Source organism: Streptomyces sp. ISL-66 (assembly GCF_018614135.1).
GTDB lineage: Bacteria > Actinomycetota > Actinomycetes > Streptomycetales > Streptomycetaceae > Streptomyces.
In genome coordinates this window covers 15,460-35,165 of sequence record NZ_JAGGOW010000138.1, presented here as the reverse complement: position 1 = coordinate 35,165, position 19,706 = coordinate 15,460, and the positions used below count along the sequence as shown (strand labels likewise).

18 protein-coding genes are annotated in these 19,706 nt (G+C 73.7%); 7 read left to right on the top strand and 11 right to left on the bottom strand.

From position 1 onward, the window contains the following. From J7E97_RS25775 to J7E97_RS25755, 5 genes are all read right to left on the bottom strand, one after another. Nucleotides 1-442, bottom strand: a 442-nt coding sequence (locus J7E97_RS25775; RefSeq protein ID WP_215031726.1) for a LytTR family DNA-binding domain-containing protein, incomplete at its 3' end; no start/stop codon positions are given. 114 nt (nt 443-556) lie between these two features. Continuing rightward, a complete protein-coding gene (locus J7E97_RS25770; RefSeq protein ID WP_215031743.1) occupies nt 557-1,513 on the bottom strand; it encodes an SCO0930 family lipoprotein in 957 nt (318 codons plus the stop codon). 153 nt (nt 1,514-1,666) lie between these two features. Beyond that, complete coding sequence (locus J7E97_RS25765) at nt 1,667-2,824, bottom strand: GDSL-type esterase/lipase family protein (protein WP_215031723.1); 1,158 nt, start codon at nt 2,822-2,824, stop codon at nt 1,667-1,669. Next, on the bottom strand, nt 2,821-3,663 hold the full coding sequence (locus J7E97_RS25760; protein ID WP_308346803.1) for an SDR family oxidoreductase: 843 nt from the start codon (nt 3,661-3,663) through the stop codon (nt 2,821-2,823). Before J7E97_RS25760 ends, J7E97_RS25765 begins: the two co-directional genes overlap by 4 nt. Beyond that, entirely contained in the window at nt 3,656-4,786 is a 1,131-nt protein-coding gene (locus J7E97_RS25755; protein WP_215031720.1) for an LLM class flavin-dependent oxidoreductase, read from the bottom strand. The genes J7E97_RS25760 and J7E97_RS25755 overlap by 8 nt, the downstream gene beginning before the upstream one ends. 309 nt (nt 4,787-5,095) lie before the next feature. Between J7E97_RS25755 and J7E97_RS25750 the strand changes: the two genes are divergently transcribed. Then, the gene (locus tag J7E97_RS25750) at nt 5,096-6,565 is read left to right on the top strand and encodes an amino acid transporter (RefSeq protein WP_308346802.1); all 1,470 of its coding nucleotides are present in this window, start codon (nt 5,096-5,098) and stop codon (nt 6,563-6,565) included. 10 nt (nt 6,566-6,575) lie between these two features. Beyond that, nucleotides 6,576-7,031 (top strand): Lrp/AsnC family transcriptional regulator, encoded by a 456-nt coding sequence (locus tag J7E97_RS25745; protein ID WP_073920257.1) that lies wholly within the window; start codon nt 6,576-6,578, stop codon nt 7,029-7,031. Here J7E97_RS25745 and J7E97_RS25740 read toward each other — a convergent pair. Both J7E97_RS25740 and J7E97_RS25735 read right to left on the bottom strand, forming a co-directional pair. Next, nucleotides 7,009-7,497, bottom strand: a complete 489-nt coding sequence (locus J7E97_RS25740; RefSeq protein WP_285428667.1) for a WhiB family transcriptional regulator — start codon at nt 7,495-7,497, stop codon at nt 7,009-7,011. The two genes, J7E97_RS25745 and J7E97_RS25740, sit on opposite strands and share 23 nt — an antisense overlap. A gap of 224 nt (nt 7,498-7,721) precedes the next feature. Continuing rightward, nucleotides 7,722-8,429, bottom strand: a complete 708-nt coding sequence (locus J7E97_RS25735; RefSeq protein WP_215031717.1) for a GNAT family N-acetyltransferase — start codon at nt 8,427-8,429, stop codon at nt 7,722-7,724. Between the two features lie 620 nt (nt 8,430-9,049). Between J7E97_RS25735 and J7E97_RS25730 the strand changes: the two genes are divergently transcribed. From J7E97_RS25730 to J7E97_RS25720, 3 genes are all read left to right on the top strand, one after another. Further along, entirely contained in the window at nt 9,050-9,259 is a 210-nt protein-coding gene (locus J7E97_RS25730; protein ID WP_215031715.1) for a hypothetical protein, read from the top strand. A 178-nt stretch (nt 9,260-9,437) separates the two neighbouring features. Further along, nucleotides 9,438-10,238 (top strand): carbon-nitrogen hydrolase family protein, encoded by an 801-nt coding sequence (locus tag J7E97_RS25725; RefSeq protein WP_215031713.1) that lies wholly within the window; start codon nt 9,438-9,440, stop codon nt 10,236-10,238. 68 nt (nt 10,239-10,306) lie between these two features. Continuing rightward, nucleotides 10,307-12,004, top strand: a complete 1,698-nt coding sequence (locus tag J7E97_RS25720) for an NAD(P)/FAD-dependent oxidoreductase (RefSeq protein WP_215031711.1) — start codon at nt 10,307-10,309, stop codon at nt 12,002-12,004. Nucleotides 12,005-12,078: 74 nt separating this feature from the next. On the opposite strand, the gene J7E97_RS36240 is transcribed toward J7E97_RS25720, so the two are convergent. The 4 genes from J7E97_RS36240 to J7E97_RS25700 form a co-directional block, all read right to left on the bottom strand. Beyond that, a complete protein-coding gene (locus J7E97_RS36240) occupies nt 12,079-12,690 on the bottom strand; it encodes a hypothetical protein (protein ID WP_251055138.1) in 612 nt (203 codons plus the stop codon). A gap of 115 nt (nt 12,691-12,805) precedes the next feature. Beyond that, a complete protein-coding gene (locus J7E97_RS25710) occupies nt 12,806-13,456 on the bottom strand; it encodes a DUF5995 family protein (protein WP_215031709.1) in 651 nt (216 codons plus the stop codon). 76 nt (nt 13,457-13,532) lie between these two features. Further along, nucleotides 13,533-15,005, bottom strand: coding sequence for a uracil-xanthine permease family protein (locus J7E97_RS25705; RefSeq protein ID WP_251055137.1), 1,473 nt, complete (start codon nt 15,003-15,005; stop codon nt 13,533-13,535). Nucleotides 15,006-15,068: 63 nt separating this feature from the next. Continuing rightward, on the bottom strand, nt 15,069-16,283 hold the full coding sequence (locus J7E97_RS25700; protein ID WP_215031706.1) for an MFS transporter: 1,215 nt from the start codon (nt 16,281-16,283) through the stop codon (nt 15,069-15,071). A 276-nt stretch (nt 16,284-16,559) separates the two neighbouring features. Between J7E97_RS25700 and J7E97_RS25695 the strand changes: the two genes are divergently transcribed. Both J7E97_RS25695 and J7E97_RS25690 read left to right on the top strand, forming a co-directional pair. Then, nucleotides 16,560-17,642: an ROK family transcriptional regulator gene (locus J7E97_RS25695; RefSeq protein ID WP_215031732.1), complete on the top strand. Its 1,083-nt coding sequence runs from the start codon at nt 16,560-16,562 to the stop codon at nt 17,640-17,642. Between the two features lie 510 nt (nt 17,643-18,152). Beyond that, complete coding sequence (locus tag J7E97_RS25690; protein ID WP_374224237.1) at nt 18,153-19,520, top strand: S41 family peptidase; 1,368 nt, start codon at nt 18,153-18,155, stop codon at nt 19,518-19,520. Nucleotides 19,521-19,706 lie beyond the last annotated feature (186 nt).

The window sequence follows — 19,706 nt, the reverse complement described above, 5'->3', positions numbered from 1 at the left end:
GCACCGCGGGAGCCGCCCCGGGAGCGGCCGGCGCCGCCGGTTCGCCGGGCCGGCCGGCCTGCGCACACGCCCGCCGTACGGCCTCGGCCAGCCGCTCCGGGCGCACGGGCTTCAGTACGTAGTCCACGGCCTTGAGGTCGAAGGCCTGTACGGCGAAACCCTCGTGGGCGGTGACGAACACGATCAGCGGCGGCCGCGCGAACCCGGCCAGCAGCCGGGCGATGTCCAGCCCGGTCAGCCCGGCCATGTGGATGTCGAGGAAGACCACGTCGATGCCGTCGGGCCCGTCGGGACCGCTCTCCAGTGCCCGGGTGATCCGGCGCAGCGCCTCGGTGGCGTCCGAGGCGCCTTCGGCGCTGTGCACGCGGGGATCGGAGCGCAACAGGTAGAGGAGCTCCTCGAGGAGGGGCTTCTCGTCGTCGACGGCCAGTACGCGCAGCATGGGGGGAGTCTAGGTTCCGCTTCCCTGCCGGGAAAAGTGCGCGGCCCCCGCCCAGGGGGGGAGGGGAGGCGGGGGCCGCGCGGCCGGATGGTCTGTGGGTGGCGTGCCGCGGGTCTACTGGACGGTGATGAGCTTGCCGTCGGGGGCGACCGCGTACCAGGTGCCGCCGACGCCCTGGCCGTTGACGTCGCCGGCCTTCTTGTCGCCGGTGAAGGTGTAGACGGGCCAGCAGTTCACCGTCTGCTGCTTCTGGCCGTCGGGGCGGTCCAGCACCAGGTAGTTCTTCTCGATGATGCCCTTGGCGTCGGCCCGCGCCACCGGGGGCACGACCGGCCACTTGGCCACGCAGTCTCCCTCGCACTTGGAAACCATGGGCCAGGCGGTGTCGGGCTTGAACCGGTAGACGCTCATCCCGTTGCCGTCGACGATGTGGTCGCCGAGCTTCGGGTCCTTGGCCACCGTCAGCGCGCCGGCGGCCGCTTTGGCGGCGGGGGCCGGGGCGGCCGCCTTCGCGGCCTTCTTCCCGTCGGGCGCGGCCGCGAACCAGGTCCCGCCGACGCCCTGGCCGTTGGTGTCGCCCGCCTTGGTGTCCTTGCCGAACCGGTACACGGGCCAGCCCGCCACCGTCAGCTGCTTGCTGCCGTCGGTACGGACCACCTCGCCCAGCAGCGCCGGGTCCGTGCCGGCCGCGGCGGTCGCATCGCCGGCCGCGACCACCGGCCAGGTCTTCGCGCAGTCGCCGTCGCAGTTCGACTTGGAGGGCTTCGCGGTGTCCTTGTCGAAGCGGTACAGGGTGAAGCCCGCGCTGTCGGTGAGGACCGGGCCGAGCTGCTCGTTCTGCGCGACGGCCAGCTGTCCGCCGGGCTCGGCGGCGGCGGCGTCGTCGGAGGCCGAGGCCGCGCCCGCGCCGTAGCCGTAGCCGTCGCCGCCCGCGGAAGGGCTCTCGGCCGGGGCGACCGCACCGGCCGGCTTGGTGGTGTCGCCCGCCGTGTCGTTCCCGCCGCAGGCGGTCGCGGCGCATGCGACGACGACCGCCACGGCCGCCAGGGTGGTTCCGCGCTTGATGCCCATCTTGATCTCTCCCACGTGAGTGTCCTCGCCTCCACCGCCGCGTCCGTCCGTCCGTCCATCCGTCCGTTCGGCGGCGGGTGCGTCGGCAACTGTGCGCAGGACACGCCTCGTCGGAGGCGTTGTGTTCAACCCTTTCGGTGTGGGCTGTTTCACTCACCCCGTACCGAACCCGGCCCGCCGCATGGCCGTGGCCACAGCGAGGCCGAGCGTGCGGTGTCCGGAGTCGTTGGGGTGCAGACCGTCCTCCAGGTGTTCGGGTCCCAGCAGGTCCCGCCCCGGCAGCAGGGTCAGCCGCTCGTCCCCGGCGGCGATCCGGTCGCGGGTGGCCCGCTCCATCGCGTCGCGCAGGGCGCCCAGGGTGGCGCCCAGCTTGTTCGGGGTGCGCTCGGCGTCGGGCCGCAGCAACGGCGAGAGGACCAGCAGCGGTGTCCGGGGGTGGCCCTGGCGGACCAGCTCGATGAAGGCGCGGGTGGTCTCGTACAGCAGCGGGACCGAAAACGGCACGCGGGACCAGCAGTTGGTGCCGAAAGCGAGGGTGAGGACGTCGGCGGGCAGAGCGGCGAGCTGCTCGGCGGTGGCGAGCTCCCCGCGAGCGGCGCCCGCGTAGCCGAGGTTGACGGTGTCCCAGCCGAGCGACCGCCCGGCGACCGCCGGCCAGCCGTGCGCGGGCCGGGTGGACCACCAGCCCTCGGTGATGGAGTCGCCGTGCACCACCCAGCGCGGGGCGGGCGGCGCGGGCGCGACCCGGCCGCCGATCCCGCGCACGCCGAGGATCAGCGGGGACTGGGTCTCGGGCGGGTGGACGGTGAACGGGCCGGGGCCGCCCGGCAGTTCGATGCGTACGACGGCCTCCGCGGCCGGCTCGGTGTACAGCTCGCGCACCACCCCGTGCCGGTCCCACAGGGCGAAGCCGTGCGCGACGTCGCGCAAGGCGTCGGTGGGGCCGGGCAAGGTCGCCCGGTAGCGGATCTCCACCGCCCGGGCGTCCTGCGCGGTGAACTCCAGGCGCACCCCGATGGGCAGGGAGGCCCGCTCGCCGGTGTCCCACGGCAGACGCATGGTGTCGCAGGGGTCGGCCCGCACCGGACGGCCCTCGTCCAGCCAGGCCACGCCGCGCAGGAAGGGGCCGGGGTCCTGCCAGGGCCCGGCGGCCGGCTCCGCCCCGGTCCGCCCCGTCTCCCCGGCCACCGTGACCCCCCTCTCCCCGGCCACCGTGGCCCCCGTCTCCCCGGCCACCGCGGCCTCGGTGGCCCCCGTCTCCCCGGCCGCCTCGGTCTCGACGGCGTCCTGGGCTGCTCGGCGCGTGCTCATTGCTGGCCTCCGGTCGTCGGATACGGGAACTTCACGCCTACCCCGCCGTCCACCACCAGCGTCTGCCCGGTGACGTACGAGGACTGCGGCGAGGCCAGGAAGTACAGCGCGGCGGCGATGTCCGCGGTCTCGGCGACCCGCCCCAGCGGGGCGTTCTCCGCGTTGCGCCGCCGCCCCTCGTCGCCCAGCAGGGCGGCGACCCGCGGGGTACACACCACCCCCGGTGCCACCGCGTTGACCCGTACCCCGCGCGGGCCCAGTTCGACCGCCGCGGAGCGCACCAATGACATCAGCCCGGCCTTCGCGGCCCCGTACGCGGCGTGCAGCGGCGCGGCCGTGAGCCCGGAGACGGAGGCGACGAAGACCAGTGGGCCGCCGCCGCCGGACGCGACGGCCTCGCCGCCGTACTGGACGGCCAGCCAGGCGTGGCGCAGCACCAGGTCGAAGTGCCAGTCCCAGCCGGCGTCGTCCAGCTCGGGCAGCGCCGCGTACCGGGCCATCCCGACGATGTCGACCACCCCGCCGACCGGGCGCCCGCCGAGCAGCAGCGGGGCCTCCGCGAAGAGCTCCCGGACGGCGCCGCGGCGCGTGACGTCGGCGGCGTACGGGATCCCCCCGGTCTCGGCGGCCACCGCCCGGGCCCGCTCCGGGTCCACGTCCACGCACAGCACCCGGGCGCCGCCGGCGGCCAGCGCGTGCGCGGTCTGGCGGCCGATTCCGTTGCCCGCGCCGAGCAGGACGAATCCACGGCCGTCGAGGCGGTGCAGCGCGCCGTAGTCGGGGACGGGGGAGGTGTCCGGGGACCCGGCCGCCGGTGGGGCGTCCAGGGACTCAGGCACCGGCCGGCTCCCGCCGCGGCCGGTAGCGGGCCAGCTCCGGGATGACCTCTTTGCCCAGGATCTCCAGCGTCCGCAGGATCTCCCGGTGCTCCAGGTATCCCCACTGGACGTAGCAGATGAGCTGGTCGACGCCGAGGTCCGCGTACCGCTTGGCCTTGGCGACGATCGTCTCCGCGTCTCCGATGAGGATCATGTCCCCGTCGCTGAACTCCCGTACCGGCACGCTGCCTTCGAGGATCGGCGTGAGCAGCGGGAACGTCCGCTCGCGCTCCTCGGGGCTCAGGTGCGGCAGCTCCCATTCCAGGGTGAACCGCGCGAGGTTCGAGTACCACCAGGCGACGGAGTCCCACACGCGGGCGTCCGGCTCGGTGCGCGGCGCCGTCGCGTGGACGAGCGTGTAGGCGGCGACCCGGTCCGTCGTGACGTCGGTGAGCGGGCGCGGGGAGGCGGCGGCCGTCCGGTAAGCGGCCACCTGGCGGGCCATCGCCTCCAGCGGCTGCATGATCGAGAAGGAGAGCAGTCCGAGGCCGTGCCCGCCCGCGACCTCCGCCGAGCCGGGGGAGGTGGCCGCCATCCAGGCGGGCGGGTGCGGATCCTGCACCGGCTTGGGGGTGACCATGCGGCGCGGGAAGCGGAAGCGGTCCGACGCGTAGGTGAAGTACTCCTCGCGCCACATCCCGGTGACGATCTCGATGGCCTCGCGCCAGTCGTCCCGGGACTTCTCCCGGTCCACGCCGAAGGCCGTCTGCTCCATGGGCGTGGAGCGGCCGGTGCCCCATTCCACCCGGCCGCCCGAGAGCACGTCGACGGTGGCCACCTTCTCCGCGATGCGCTGCGGCGGGGTGAAGCCGAAAGGGGTCAGCGTGACGCCGAAGCCGAGCCGGATCCTCTCGGTGAGCCCGGCCAGGTGCCCGAGGAGGACCTCGGGGGCCGGGCAGTGCGAGCGGCCCTCGCGGAAGTGGTGCTCGACCGCCCAGACGGTACGGAAGCCCATCCGGTCGGCGAGCCGGATCTGCTCCACCGCCTCCCGGTAGGCGCGCTGCTCGGCGGCCCGCTGGCCGTGCGGATGGGTTCCCGGCCAGGGGCGCGGTACGTCGATCTCGTAGAGCACGTCCAGATCCATGGCGGCACGCTGCGACAGATCTGACGAAGTGTCAATAATGGGGGTCGCGGAGGGGCTGCGCAGCGATCGATCATCCGTACGCAACAAAGGACCATTCTGGACAGATCCGCGCAACGATCATCCGCCAATGTGCAAGGATGGTGCATTACGGGCGGTATCACTCAGCTCGTAGGCTCACTCGCTGTACGTGGAGTGGCGAGGACCGCCTGCTCGGCGGTCCCCCATGCCCAGGCCTTCGGCCTGCTACTGCTCCGGACCGCTGCGGTCGACGCCTGCCCACCCCACCCGCAGTGACAAAGGAGTCCCCTCGTGCTCGATCACGGCCAGGCGCCACCGCTCACCTCCGCGCCCAGTAGGCCCGTCCATCCGCTGATGCGCCGCAAGCCCGTCGAGCAGCTCGTCGCCGAGGGCGGACAGGGCGAGGGCGGCTCGCTGCGCCGCTCGCTCACCATGTGGCAGCTGACGATGATCAGCATCGGCGCCACCCTGGGCACCGGCATCTTCGTCGTCCTCGGCACGGCGGCCCCCAAGGCCGGCCCGGCCGTGACGATCTCCTTCGTCATCGCCGGCCTCACCGCTCTGTTCTCGGCGCTCTCCTACGCGGAGCTGGCCGGATCGGTCCCGGTCTCCGGGTCCTCGTACTCGTACTCCTACGCCACCATGGGCGAGCTCGTCGCCTGGATCTGCGGCTGGTGCCTGGTCCTGGAGTACGGCGTGTCCGTCGCGGCGGTCGCCGTCGGCTGGGGCGAGTACCTCAACGAACTGCTCGACGGCACGATAGGCATCACGATCCCCGACGCCGTCTCGCACCCGGCGGGCGACGGCGGCTTCATCAACCTGCCCGCCCTGGTCGTCGTCCTGCTCGCCATGGTCTTCCTGATGCGCGGCGCCAAGGAGAGCGCCCGGATCAACTCGGTCATGGTCGGCGTGAAGATCGTCACCCTGCTGCTCTTCATCGGCATCGGCTTCATGGGGATCAAGGCCGGCAACTACGCCCCCCTCGCGCCGCTCGGCATCACCGGCATCAGCGCAGGCGCCGCCACCCTCTTCTTCTCCTACATCGGCTTCGACGCCGCCTCCACCGCCGGTGAAGAGGCCAAGAACCCCAAGCGCGACCTGCCCCGCGCGATCATGCTCTCCCTGCTGATCGTCACCGTGCTGTACGTCCTCGTGGCGTTCGTCGCCGTCGGCGCCATGCCGTGGCAGGACTTCGAGGGCACCGAGGCCGCGCTCGCGCAGATCATGACCGACGTCTCCGGCCACACCTTCTGGGGCGTCGTCCTCGCCGCCGGCGCCGTGGTCGCCATCGCGTCCGTCGTCTTCGCCGTGCTCTACGGCCAGACCCGCATCCTCTTCGCCATGTCCCGCGACGGCCTCATCCCCAAGGTGTTCGCCAAGGTCGACGCCAAGAGCGGCGCACCCCGCGCCAACGTGGTGATCGTCTCCCTCTTCTGCGGAGTCCTCGCCGCCTTCATCCCGCTGGGCAAGCTCGCCGACGCCACCAGCATCGGCACCCTCTTCGCCTTCGGTCTGGTGAACGTCGCCGTCGTCATCCTGCGCCGCACCCGGCCGGACATGTCGCGCACCTTCAAGGTGGCGCTGTTCCCCGTCACCCCGATCCTCGGCCTCATCGCCTGCGGCTACATGATGTTCAGCCTGGACACCGCCACGTGGATCGTCTTCGGTGGCTGGATGGCCGTTGGCCTCGTGTTCTACTTCCTGTACGGCATCCGCCGCTCCCGACTGGCCACTGAAGAACCGGCCGCAGCAGAGAAGTGATCCACGCGCAGTGCGACTGAACGATCTCGACGAACGCATCGTGCACGCCCTCGCCGAGGACGCCCGCCGCTCCTACGCGGACATCGGCTCCGAGGTCGGGCTCTCCGCCCCCGCCGTGAAACGGCGCGTCGACCGGCTGCGCGCCGAGGGAGCCATCACCGGCTTCACCGTGCGCGTCGACCCCGCCGCCATGGGCTGGGAGACCGAGGGCTTCATCGAGATCTACTGCCGCCACAACACCTCGCCCGACGACATCCGGCGAGGGCTGGGGCGCTACCCCGAGGTGGTGTCCGCGTCGACCGTCACCGGCGACGCGGACGCCCTCGTCCAGATCTTCGCCTCGGACATGCGCCACTTCGAGCGGGTCCTGGAGCGGATCGCCGGCGAGCCCTTCGTGGAGCGCACCAAGTCGGTGCTCGTCCTCTCCCCGCTGCTGCGCCGCTTCACCTCCGGCGCGCCGGCGTAGCCGTCCGGTCCGGTCCGACCGCCTTCTCCCGCCCGTCCCGGCGCTCCCGCCTGTCCCGGCGCTCCCGCCTGTCCCGGCGCTCCGGCCTGTCCGAGACGGTCCTGGCGCCCCTCCCGGCCCGGGACGGGCGCCACAGCGCGCGGCGCTCCTCCTCGTTCAGGCCGCCCCACACCCCGAACGGCTCCCGCGTGCGCAGCGCGTACTCCAGGCACGCCGTCCGGACCGGGCAGTCGGCGCATATCCGCTTCGCGGCCTCGTCGCGCTGCTCCCGGTCCTCCCCCCGCTCGCCCGGGGGATGGAAGAACGGGGCCGAGCCCAGACCGCGGCAAGCCGCCCGGGACTGCCACTGCCAGTGGTGGAGGGCGGAACCGGGCAGCCGGGTGACGTCGGACGTGGGGGGCGCGGGGGGCCGGGGGGACAGGGCGGACCTGGTGGACGCGGTGGTCCCGGAGTCCCTGTGCATCATGGCGGTGGGTTCCCTTCGCGAGTGCGGTCGACGGACGCTCTCCTGCGCGTGTGACCGCTCCGCGCCGTGCCAAACCGCGCGTATGCGAAGGGCAGCCGGCTACGCGAAGGGCAGCCGGCGCTGGAGCGCGATGCGCGGGCGGTCGCGCGGAGGGGCGAAGGAGAACGGAGCCGGTACGGGCGGACCGGGGGAGCGGGCCGCAACGGCCGTACGGTCAAGCCGTGTCAAGCCTTCGTGTCGGGCGTGCGGAGCCCGATGAAGAGCGGCTCCCGGCGCAGGGTGAACCCCATGGTCTCGTAGAGCCCGATCGCCGAGGTGTTCTGCGCTGCCGCGTGCAGGAACGGACTGTCCCCGCGCTCCTCCACGGCGGCCACCACCGCGCGGATCAGCCGCCCGGCCAGCCCCTTGCCGCGGTGCTCGGGGTGCGTGCACACCGCGCTGATCTCCGACCAGCCCGGCGGGCGCATCCGCTCGCCCGCCATCGCGACGAGCCGGCCGCCGCTGCGGATCCCGAGGTACGTGCCCAGCTCGACGGTGCGCTTCGAGAAGGGGCCGGGCCGGGCCAGTGCGACCAGCTCCAGCATCTCCGGCACGTCGGTGGCGCCCAGCCGGACGGTCTGCGGATCCTCCTTGCCCCGCACCGGCCGGCCGTCCAGCTGCACGCCCGGCAGCGACAGCAGGGTCTGCCAGCCGGAGGGCGGGGTGAGCAGCCCGGTCAACCAGACCTCCTGGCCGGGGCCGGCGAGCTCGGCCAGATCGGCCCACGCGTGCGGGTCCTCGGGGTCGCAGAGCGCGGCGAACGGGGACACGGACGCCGGATAGCGGGCGGCGAGCCCGGCGGGCCCGGTCTCGGCGAAGTCCCGGTGCGGGCCTTCGAGCGCCGCCCAGACGGGATTGTCGAGGACGGAACCGGGCCGGGACTGGGCGGACATGGGCGGAGCTTCCTTCCCTCGGCGCGGGCACTCTTGACGGCCCCGGGCGGTGGTATGAGACGGCGATCGTCAGCCTAACGGGGGCCGCGGACACGAGGGGGACCCGGTGGACCAGCTCACGACGCCACCCGCTCCCCTCCGCCGCTCCTGGCTCGCCCGCCGCCCGCACATCGATCTCCTCCGCGTCTGCAGCGCCTCGGCCCCGGCCGCCTGAAGCCCGCCGGGCCCGCGCGCACGCCCCCGGCCCGCACGCCCCCGGCCCGCACGCCCCCGGCCCTTCGGCCCCCGGCCCTTCGGCCCCCGGTCCTTCGGCCCCCGGTCCTTCGGCCCCCGGTCCTTCGGCCCCCAGGCCTCCCCGGCCCTGGTCCGTACGGCGCGAGAGACGTACGTCTCCGCACACAGGCAGGCACGGGAGAGATCGCCGTGTCCCAGACCCATGTCCAGATCCCGGCGCAGCCGCAGCCCCACCCCAGCCCGCGCGGCCCCTGCGCGGGCGGATCGGGGCCGGGTTCTCGCCCGTCCCGCACCGCTACCGGCTCTATCTCGCCGCCGACGACTGTCCGAGCTGCCTCGGCGTCGCCTCCGCACTCGCCGACCTCGGACTCCGGGACGCCGTCGCCGTGACCGTCTTACGCCCCGGCCGCGACGCCGCGGGGCACGACGCGCTCCGGCTCGCCCATGAGGCCGCCGGACACCGCGGGGAGGGTACGCTCACCGTCCCCGCCCTGTGTGACGGCTGGAGCGGCCGGGTGGTCTCCCACCACGCCCCCGACATCCTCGAAGGCCTGCGCCGCCTCAGCGCGCACCCGGCCTTCCACGAGGCCTCGTAAAACCACCCGGAGCGGCCCATCGGACAGCCTGTCGGCACCCCGCGCAACGAATCGCCGCCTCCGGCCCGCAACGCGCAACGAATCGATGCGCGGAGCGCAACGGTCACGGCTTGTCCCGATCGAACGCGCGCACGTACCGTCTAAGGACCCCCACCCCTCCTGCCACAGAGGTACGCTCATGCCCCCGCTGCGCACTGCCCTCCTCCAGAGCTCCGGACGGCTCGGCGACACCGCCGACAACCTGACGGCGCTCGACGAGGCCGCGGCGCGCGCCGCACAGGCGGGGGCCGGGCTCCTCGTGACCTCGGAGATGTTCCTGACCGGCTACGCGCTGGAGATCGAGGACATCGCCCGGCTCGCCGAACCGGCCGACGGCACGTCCGCCCGCGCCATCGGCGAGATCGCCCGCCGCCACGGGGTCGCCGTGCTCTACGGCTACCCCGAGCGCGACGGGGGCGCGGTCTACAACGCGGCGCAGCTCGTCGGCCCCGACGGGGCCCGGCTGGCGAACTACCGCAAGACCCACCTCTTCGGCTGCTTCGAACAGGACGCCTTCACCCCGGGCGACACCCCGGTGGTCCAGGCGGACCTGAACGGTCTGCGCATCGGCGTCATGATCTGCTACGACGTGGAGTTCCCCGAGAACGTCCGGGCGCACGCGCTCGCCGGCACCGACCTCCTCCTGGTGCCGACCGCGCAGATGCACCCGTTCCAGTTCGTCGCCGAACAGCTCGTCCCCGTACGGGCCTTCGAGAACCAGATGTACATCGCGTACGTCAACCGCACCGGCCCGGAAGGCGAGTTCGAGTTCGTCGGCCTCAGCTGCCTCGCGAGCCCGGACGGGGTCACCCGGACCCGCGCCGGACGCGGGGAGGAGCTCGTGTTCGGCGAGGCCGACCCCGAGCTGCTGCGCGCCTCGCGCGAGACGAACCCGTACCTGCGCGATCGCCGCCCCGGTCTGTACGCCTCCCTCGTCTGACCGCGGTCCCGCACAGCGCCCCCCGCCTGCCCCTCCCCCCTGCCCCACCCCGCTAGGAGCCGTACCCCATGACGTCCACGGTGCCCACCACCGCCGTCCCGCACAGCGACGGCCAGCCCCCGATCACCATGTTCGGGCCGGACTTCCCGTACGCGTACGACGACTTCCTCGCCCACCCGGCGGGTCTGGGCCAGATACCGGCGACCGAGCACGGCACCGAGGTCGCCGTCATCGGCGGCGGGCTGTCCGGCATCATCTCCGCCTACGAGCTGATGAAGATGGGCCTCAAGCCCGTCGTCTACGAGGCCGACCAGATCGGCGGCCGGCTGCGCACGGTGGGCTTCGAGGGCACCGGCACGGACGAACTGACCGCGGAGATGGGCGCGATGCGCTTCCCGCCGTCCTCCACGGCGCTCCAGCACTACATCGACCTCGTGGGCCTGGTCACCGAGCCCTTCCCGAACCCGCTCTCCCCGGCCACGCCCTCCACGGTCGTGGACCTCAAGGGCGAGTCGCACTACGCCGAGACCATCGCCGACCTCCCGCAGATCTACCGCGACGTCGCCGCCGCGTGGAACGACTGCCTCGACGAGGGCGCCGACTTCTCCGACATGAACACCGCGATGCGCGAGCGGGACGTCCCGCGCATCCGCGAGATCTGGGCGAAGCTGGTCGAGAAGCTCGACAACCAGACCTTCTACGGGTTCCTCTGCGAGTCGGAGGCCTTCAAGTCCTTCCGCAAGCGCGAGATCTTCGGCCAGGTCGGTTTCGGCACGGGCGGCTGGGACACCGACTTCCCGAACTCGATCCTGGAGATCCTGCGCGTCGTCTACACCGAGGCCGACGACCACCACCAGGGCATCGTGGGCGGTTCGCAGCAGCTTCCGCTGCGGATGTGGGACCGCGAGCCGGAGAAGATCGTCCACTGGGCGCAGGGCACCTCGCTCTCCTCGCTGCACGGCGGCACCCCCCGTCCGGCGGTGACCCGGCTGCACCGCACCGCGGGCAACCGCATCACGGTCACGGACGCCTCGGGCGACATCCGCACCTACCGCGCGGCGATCTTCACGGCCCAGTCGTGGCTGCTCCTGTCCAAGATCGCGTGCGACGACTCGCTCTTCCCGATCGATCACTGGACGGCGATGGAGCGCACCCACTACATGGAGTCGTCCAAGCTCTTCATCCCGGTCGACCGCCCGTTCTGGCTGGACAAGGACGAGGAGACGGGCCGCGACGTCATGTCGATGACCCTGACCGACCGCATGACCCGCGGCACGTACCTCCTGGACAACGGGCCGGACAAGCCCGCCGTCATCTGCCTCTCGTACACGTGGTGCGACGACAGCCTGAAGTGGCTGCCGCTGTCCGCGAACGAGCGGATGGAGGTCATGCTGAAGTCCCTCGGCGAGATCTACCCGAAGGTCGACATCCGCCGCCACATCATCGGCAACCCGGTGACCGTGTCGTGGGAGAACGAGCCGTACTTCATGGGCGCGTTCAAGGCCAACCTGCCGGGCCACTACCGCTACCAGCGGCGCCTGTTCACCCACTTCATGCAGGACCGCCTCCCCGAGGACAAGCGCGGCATCTTCCTCGCGGGCGACGACATCTCCTGGACGGCGGGCTGGGCGGAGGGCGCCGTCCAGACGGCCCTGAACGCCGTCTGGGGCGTGATGCACCACTTCGGCGGCTCCACGGACGCCACCAACCCCGGCCCGGGCGACGTCTACGACGACATCGCCCCGGTCGAACTCCCGGAGGACTGACCCACCCGCCCCCTCCGGCCCCCTGACCACGGGCCGCCCCCGCCCCCGCGCACGAACGCGGCGGCGGCCCGTACTCATGCCCGGGGCGGGCGCTCCCACTCCGCGTCGCCGCGCCAGACGGCCCGCCAGCGCGACTCGCACGCGGTCCAGCGGCGGACGTCGTCGACCGCCTCCACGGTCGATGGACCCTGTTGTACCCCGCAGTGCGCGCACAGCCGGTACACGCGGTGGCCGTCGCTCCAGCTCAGGCCGCCGTGGTCGGCCCCGCAGACCGCGCACCCCTCGCCCGTGTACTCCCGCGCCCGCAGGATCCGGGGCATCACCTCGGCCAGCGGGCCGAGCGGATGGAACTCCGGGTTCGGGCACCACACCAGGGGCCGAGGCTCGGGCGGATCCGGCAGACGGAGTCCGGCGCGCTTCTGGAGCCGTCGCCCTTCCTGCCAGGCCAGGATGCCGGGCACCCAGACCTCCCGTGCGGCGTGCAGTTCCTCCACTGCCCGGACCAGCGAGTCGGGGTCCCGGGCCGGGTCCCGGGGGATGGCCGCGCTGCCGCGCAGGTGGTGGAAGGTGGCACGCAGGCCGTACGGGGCGAACTGGGTCAGGCAGGTGCGGAGCGCCGACAGCCGCCGGTACGCGGGCAGCGCCGGGTCGTGCACGCGGAGCCGGTGCGTGGCGAAGCTGGTCATGCCCGCGAGCGTAGGCGCGGGCGCTCCGAGCCCGCACCCGGGTTCAGGCCCGGCCGTGCCCGTCCGGTCGTGCCCGTCCGGTCGTGCCCGTCCGGCCGTGTCGGTCCGCCCGCGGTCAGCCCGTCGGGGTCAGCAGGCAGCGGCCCACCAGGCCGACGCCCGCGTCCAGGGAGTCGGTGAACTCCTCCGCCAGGTCGGGGGAGCGGCGCAGGGACCACAGCAGGCGGGCCGAGGCCCAGGCGCCCGCGCGGGCCCGGTCCAGGCTCCACGCGCCGAGCAGGTGCGTCAGCGGGTCCGCGACCTCCAGTACGTCCGGGCCCGGCATCAGGTCCTCCCGGATCTGCTCCTCCAGGGAGACCAGCGTGTCCCCGACCCGGTCGAAGTCCGCTTCGAGGGCGGCCGGTTCGCAGTCCAGGGAGCGGCAGGTGGCGACCACCGCCAGCGCCAGGTCGTGGCCGATGTGCGCGTTGATCCCGGCCAGCGCGTGCTGGAGCGGCCGGATCCCCGGGTGGCGTCGGTACTGGAGCAGCGGCCGCCAGCACGCCGGGGCCCGGTCCGCCTCCACCGCCGTCAGGTAGCGCTCGGCGAAGCGGACGCTGAGCGTCTGCGCCCGGCGCGGCGAGGGGAACGCGCCGTGCGAGATCCGCTCGTGCAGCGTCTGCGTCACCGTGAGGTACACCCGGTTGAAGACGGCGACGCCGTCCCGCTCGGGGAGCCGCTCGTCCAGGGCGCGCATCCGCGCCAGCACCGCTTCCATGGGGACCATGGGAGGCAGCGTCGCAGCCGCGGGCCGGGATCAGGGGAACTTGGCCGTACGCTTCCCCGGTTCGGGCGAAACTACGTCAACCCCGCTTGTCCCCGGGGTTCCCGGCGGCATCCGGCGGGCCCCCGACGGCCGTTGCGGCGTCCGTTCCGCCGTCCGTCCCGGCGTCCGTTTCGCCCGTCGGCTCGTCGTACGCCGACGTCCCCGAGTCCAGCAGGGGTTCCTGCTCCTTCAGGTGGGCCGGCGCGAAGTACCGCAGCGCGTGGTAGCCGGTGATGACGACGATCGTGCCGAGCGCGATCCCGCCCAGCTCGAAGCTGTCGCTGACGTGCAGCTTGACCCCGCCGACGCCGATGATGATGCCCGCCGCCGCCGGCACCAGGTTCAGCGGATTGCGCAGGTCCACCCGGCCGTTGATCCAGATCTGCGCACCGAGCAGGCCGATCATTCCGTACAGGATCACGGTGATCCCGCCCAGCACCCCGCCCGGGATCGCCGCGACGACCGCGCCGAACTTCGGGCACAGGCCGAAGAGGAGCGCGAAGCCGGCCGCCGCCCAGTAGGCCGCCGTCGAGTACACCCGGGTCGCCGCCATGACGCCGATGTTCTCGGAGTACGTGGTGTTCGGCGGGCCGCCGAGCGCGGTGGAGAGCATCGACGCGGCGCCGTCGGCCGCGATGGCGGTGCCGAGCTTGTCGTCGAGCGGGTCGCCGGTCATCTCCCCGACGGCCTTGATGTGTCCGGCGTTCTCCGCGATGAGCGCGATGACGACCGGCAGCGCGATCAGGATCGCGGACCACTCGAAGGCCGGCCCGTGGAAGCTCGGCAGGCCGGCCCAGTCGGCCTTGGCGACCCCGGACAGGTCGAGCCGCCAGTGGTCCACGGCCTCCGGCCCGCCCACCGTGGAGTGGATCTTGCCGAAGACCAGGTCGAAGACCCAGGAGATGCCGTACCCGAAGACCAGGCCGAGGAAGATCGCGATGCGCGACCAGAAACCCCGCAGGCACACCACGGCCAGCCCGGTGAACAGCATGGTCAGCAGTGCCGTCCACTGGTCCTGCGGCCAGTACGTCGACGCCGTCACCGGCGCGAGGTTGAAGCCGATCAGCATCACGACCGCGCCCGTCACCACCGGCGGCATCGCCGCGTGGATGATCCGCGCCCCGAACCGCTGCACGGCCAGCCCGGCCAGGAACAGCGCCGCGCCCACCACGAAGACCGCGCCCGTGACGACCGCGCTGTTCCCGCCGCCCGCCCGGATCGCCGCCGCGACGCCCACGAAGGAGAGCGAGCAGCCCAGGTACGAGGGGACCCGCCCGCGCGTAGCGAGCAGGAAGATGACGGTGGCGACGCCGGACATCATGATGGCGAGGTTCGGGTCCAGGCCCATCAGGACCGGCGCGACGAAGCTCGCTCCGAACATCGCCACCACGTGCTGGGCGCCGAGCCCGGCGGTCCGCGGCCACGTCAGCCGCTCGTCCGGCCGCACCACCGCTCCGGGAGCGGGCGTCCGCCCGTCTCCGTGCAGGGTCCAGCGCACGCCGAGGCCCATGTTCCACCACTTCCGTTGGTCGGTCCGGTCGCGCCACGAGGCCGTGGGCGGCCAGCCGACATATTACGGTCGGAGAGCAGCGGGTTCGTCCCGGTCGGCGGCCGCGGACCCGGCGGTGACCGGCCGCTGCCGCAGCACCGTCGCCCCCAGGATCAGCGCGAACGCCAGCAGCGTGACCAGCCCGAACGACACGACCAGCGAGGTCGCGTCCGCCACCGCGCCGATCGCCGACGGGGCGATCAGCCCCGAGGTGTACGTGATCGTCGCGACCCCGGCGATGGCCTGCGCCGGGGCGGGCCCGCTGCGGGCGGCCGCCGCGAAGGCCAGCGGGACCACCACCGCGATGCCGAGTCCGATCAGCCCGAAGCCGGCCAGGGCCGCGGCCGGATGCCGGACCGTCACCAGGAGCAGCCCGCCCGCGGTGGCCAGTACGCCGCCCGCGCGGACCGTCCGTACCGCCCCGAACCGGTCCACGACCTTGTCCCCGGAGAGCCGGGCCAGGGCCATGGTGAGCGCGAAGGCGGTGGTGGAAGCGGCGGCGAGGCCGGCGTCCGTGCCCAGGACGTCCCGCAGGTACACCGCGGACCAGTCCATGCTCGCGCCCTCCGCGAAGACCGCGCAGAAGCCGATCGCGCCGATGAACAGCGCGGACTTGGGGGGCAGCGCGAAGTGCGGCGGAGCCTCCGCGTCCGTGTCGGTGCGCAGGTCCAGGACGCCCCGTACGGCGACCAGCCCGGCCGCGGTCAGCGCGAGCGCGGCGATCAGGTGGTGGAGACGGGCGTCGGCGCCGGTGTGCGCGGCGAGGGTGCCGGCCGCCGAGCCGATCAGGGCGCCCACGCTCCACATGCCGTGCAGCGAGGACATGATGGAACGCTTCAGCCGGTTCTCGGTCTCCACGCCCAGCGCGTTCATCGCCACGTCCGCCATACCGGCGGTGGCCCCGAAGACGAAGAGCGCGAAGCAGAGCGTCACGAGGTTCGGGGCGAGGCTCGGGAGGAGGAGGGAGAGCGTCCACAGGGCCAGCAGCACCCGCAGCGCGGCGCGCGCGCCGAGCCGGTGGTTGATCCTCCCGGCCAGCGGCATCATCAGCGCGGCGCCGAGGGCGGGGAAGGCGAGGGCCAGGCCCAGGGTGCCCGCACTGAGCTGCGCGTGGTCCTGGATCCAGGGGATGCGGGTGGCGAAGGAGCCGGTGACCGCGCCGTGGGCGCAGAAGACGGCGGCGATCGCGAAGCGGGCGTGGCGCAGTCGCGCCGGGCTGAGGTCGGTTTCCCCGGTCATGACCCGTAAACTATCAGGGACCCTGCCTGATAGTTAATCCCCCGAGCTCATAAGATGGGCGCCGTGACCCCTGCCAAGGCCCTGACCGCCAGCACCGCTCCCGTCATCGCGGCCAGTACCCCTGCTCCTGACACCGCCGCCGCCGGGACCGCTCGTGCCGCTGCCGCTGCCGCTGCCGCTTCCTCTGCCGCTCCGGCCGCTGCGGTTCCTGCCGCTCCGGCCGCTGCCGCCGTTGCCGTCGTCCCGTCCCCCGCCTCCCCGAGCACGGCCCGCGCCATCAACGACCGGCTCGCGCTGCGACTGCTCCAGGACGAGGGCGCCCTGACCGCCACCCAGCTCAAGAAGCTGACCGGCCTGTCCCGCCCCTCCGTCGCGGATCTGGTGGAACGGCTCACCGAGGCCGGACTGATCGAGGTCGTCGGCGAATCCGGCGAGCAGCGGCGCGGACCCAATGCCCGGCTGTACGGGATCGTCGCGCGGCGGGCGTACCTGGCGGCGCTGGACGTACGGACCGACAGCGCGACCGCGGTGATCACGGACCTCCTCGGACGCCCGCTGGCCGAGGCCGCCCTGCCGGTGGACGCGGTCGAGGAGGCCGTCGACCGCCTGGAGGAGCTGTCGCGGGAGGCGGGAGCGGACCGGCTCCACACGGTGGTCGTCGGCGCACCCGGCCTGGTCGCGCCGGGCAGCGGCGAACTCGCCGACACCATCCGGCTGCCCGGCTGGCACCGGGACCTGGTGGCGGCGCTGCAGCGGCGGCTGCCGTCGGTGGTCGTCGTGGAGAACGAGACCAACCTGGCGGCCCTGGCCGAACAGCGGGTCGGCGCGGCCCGGGACGTCGACTCCTTCGTCCTGCTGTGGCTCGGCGCGGGTGTCGGCGCGGCCGTGGTCCTGGACGGCCGGCTCCGCCGGGGTGCCTCCGGAGGAGCGGGCGAGATCGGCTTCCTGCCCGTGCCCGGCACCGGCGGACTGCCGTCGGCCACCGACTGCTCGGGCGGCTTCCACGCCCTCGCGGGCCGCAGCGCCGTCGCCGCGCTGGCGGCCGGACACGGCTACCGCGGGCCGGTGGAGGAGGCCGTCGCGGGCGCCGCCGGAGAGGCCTTCCTCGACGCCCTCGCCGAGCGGCTCTCCCTCGGCGCCGCGGCCGTGACGGCCGTCCTCGACCCCGGCTGCGTGGTCCTCGGCGGTGAACTCGGTCGCGCGGGCGGGCCCGGACTCGCCGCCCGGGTCGCCGCCCGGCTGACCACCCTGACCCCCGTCACCACCGAGGTCCGCGCCACCGCCCTCGGCGGCCCGGCCGTCCTCACGGGCGCCCGCCTCGCCGCCCGCGAGGCGGCCCAGGCGGTGCTGTTCGGCTGAGCCGGGCGGGGCGTGCCGGGCCGACCTGGCAGGGCCTCCTCCCGTACGGGTGCCCGTACGGGCCTTCCGGTACGGGCCGCCGGGACGGCCTCCCGGGACGGCCTCCCGGTAGGGCCTCCTGGTACGGGCCTCCCCATACGAGCTCCCCGCGTCCGGCGGCGGCCGGGGGTTTCCCCTACTCCCGACCGGGTGGGCTGCCGGATGTGCCCGCCCCCTCGTCCTCCCGGATCCTGGAGGGAGTCAGGAACTTCGGCGAACGGGGACAGCACGATGGCCGGCACGGGTATACCCGCACCCACGCGTACGGGCACTTCCGCGCCCGTGTCCACGACGCCCGTGTCCACGACGCCCGTGTCCACGACGCCCGTGTCCACGACGCCCGTGTCCACGACGCCCGTGTCCACGACGCCCGTGTCCACGACGCCCGCGTCCACAACGCCCGCGTCCGCAACGGCATCGGCACCCGCGCGGCCGCACCGCCGCACGCTGCGCCGCGCGGCGGCCACCGCCCTGCTCCTCGCGCTCGCCACCGCCGCTACCACCACCGCCGTCGGCCCCGCCGGGGCGGCCACCGGGGAGGCGGGACGCACCCCCGCGGGCCCCGTCGGCGTCTGGCAGCTCGACGGATACGGCACCGTGCTGCGCGTGGAGTCCGGCCGTCTCCAGGAGTACCAGCTCACGGCCGTCAGCTGCCTGCCCGGCCAGAGCGCCGGGCGCGTCCCGGGCGGCGGCCCCTTCCGCTACGCCACCGAGGACGGGGAGGTCCTCACGGTGCGCCCCGGGTCCGTGCACGTCAACGGCTCGGTCGGCGACCGAGCCACCCGCCGCCTCGCCGCCCTGCCCGACCTGTGCCGCCACGCTCCCGACCCGGGCCCGGCCGCGGACCCGGTCGCCACCTTCGACGTCTTCTGGCGGACCTTCGCGGAGAACTACCCCTTCTTCGCCGCCAAGGGCGTCGACTGGAACGCCGTACGCGAGAGCCACCGCCCCCGGGTGCACGCGGGTACCACCGAGGACGAACTCTTCGCCGTCTTCCGGGAGATGCTCGCCCCCCTGCACGACGCGCACGTCCACCTCTCCGGCGACGACCGGTTCTTCGGCGAGGGCCGCCCGGGGACCGCGATCCCGACCCCCGAACTCGAGACCCGCGTCAAGGCGTACGTCCAGGAGGTGGACCTCGGCGGACGCGCGCCGCTGGAGTTCGCCCAAGGCCGCGTCTCCTACGCCGACCTGCCCGACGGCCGCGGCTACCTGCGCCTGTCCGGATTCGACGGTTACACCGAGAGCGGGGACTTCGCCTCCGAGAGCGCCGAGTTCGACCGGGCCCTGGACACCGTCTTCACCGCCGAGCGCACCGCCCGCCTGCGCGGCCTGGTCATCGACCTGCGCGTCAATGGCGGCGGCTCCGACGAGCTCGGCCTGCGGCTGGCCGCCCGGCTCACGGACCGCCCGTACTTCGCGTACGCCAAGCGCGTGCGCAACGACCCCGCCGACGCGACCCGGTTCACCCGCCCGCAGCCCCTGTACGTCCAGCCCGCGCAGGACCCCCGCTACACCGGCCCGATCGCCGTGCTCACCGGTGGGTCCACGGTGAGCGCGGGCGAGACCTTCACCCAGGCCCTCCTGGAGCGCCCCGGCCGGACGGTGCGCATCGGGCAGCCGACCCAGGGGGTCTTCTCCGACGTCCTCGGCCGCACCCTCCCCAACGGCTGGGAGCTCGGCCTGCCCAACGAGCAGTTCCTGACCCGGACCGGGAAGACCTTCGACGGTCCGGGCATCCCGGTCGACATCACCACCCCGGTCTTCACGGAGGAGGAGTTCGGCGCACACCGCGACTCCGCCTTCACCGCTGCCCTGCGCCGGCTTCCCAGGGCCTGACCGCGCCGTCCGCAGTCCGCCGTCCGCCGTCCGCCGCGCGCCGCGCGAGGAACTCGGCGAAGGTCATGACGGCGCTCTGGGTGATCACGGACGAGGTTGCGAAGCCCGCCGGACGACGCGAGGACCCGGTGGCCGCCGGGCCACCGGGTCCTCGTCCTTCCTTCGCCTGACGGCCGCCCCGGGGGG

Excerpts from the sequence above, each read along its gene's own strand:
- J7E97_RS25700 (WP_215031706.1), bottom strand. The coding sequence starts at position 16,283 with ATGACCGGGGAAACCGACCTCAGCCCGGCGCGACTGCGCCACGCCCGC.
- J7E97_RS25725 (WP_215031713.1), top strand. The coding sequence starts at position 9,438 with ATGCCCCCGCTGCGCACTGCCCTCCTCCAGAGCTCCGGACGGCTCGGC.
- J7E97_RS25710 (WP_215031709.1), bottom strand. The coding sequence starts at position 13,456 with ATGGTCCCCATGGAAGCGGTGCTGGCGCGGATGCGCGCCCTGGACGAG.
- J7E97_RS25735 (WP_215031717.1), bottom strand. The coding sequence starts at position 8,429 with ATGTCCGCCCAGTCCCGGCCCGGTTCCGTCCTCGACAATCCCGTCTGG.
- J7E97_RS25740 (WP_285428667.1), bottom strand. The coding sequence starts at position 7,497 with ATGATGCACAGGGACTCCGGGACCACCGCGTCCACCAGGTCCGCCCTG.
- J7E97_RS25765 (WP_215031723.1), bottom strand. The coding sequence starts at position 2,824 with ATGAGCACGCGCCGAGCAGCCCAGGACGCCGTCGAGACCGAGGCGGCC.
- J7E97_RS25720 (WP_215031711.1), top strand. The coding sequence starts at position 10,307 with ATGACGTCCACGGTGCCCACCACCGCCGTCCCGCACAGCGACGGCCAG.
- J7E97_RS25705 (WP_251055137.1), bottom strand. The coding sequence starts at position 15,005 with ATGGGCCTCGGCGTGCGCTGGACCCTGCACGGAGACGGGCGGACGCCC.
- J7E97_RS36240 (WP_251055138.1), bottom strand. The coding sequence starts at position 12,690 with ATGACCAGCTTCGCCACGCACCGGCTCCGCGTGCACGACCCGGCGCTG.
- J7E97_RS25755 (WP_215031720.1), bottom strand. The coding sequence starts at position 4,786 with ATGGATCTGGACGTGCTCTACGAGATCGACGTACCGCGCCCCTGGCCG.
- J7E97_RS25770 (WP_215031743.1), bottom strand. The coding sequence starts at position 1,513 with ATGGGCATCAAGCGCGGAACCACCCTGGCGGCCGTGGCGGTCGTCGTC.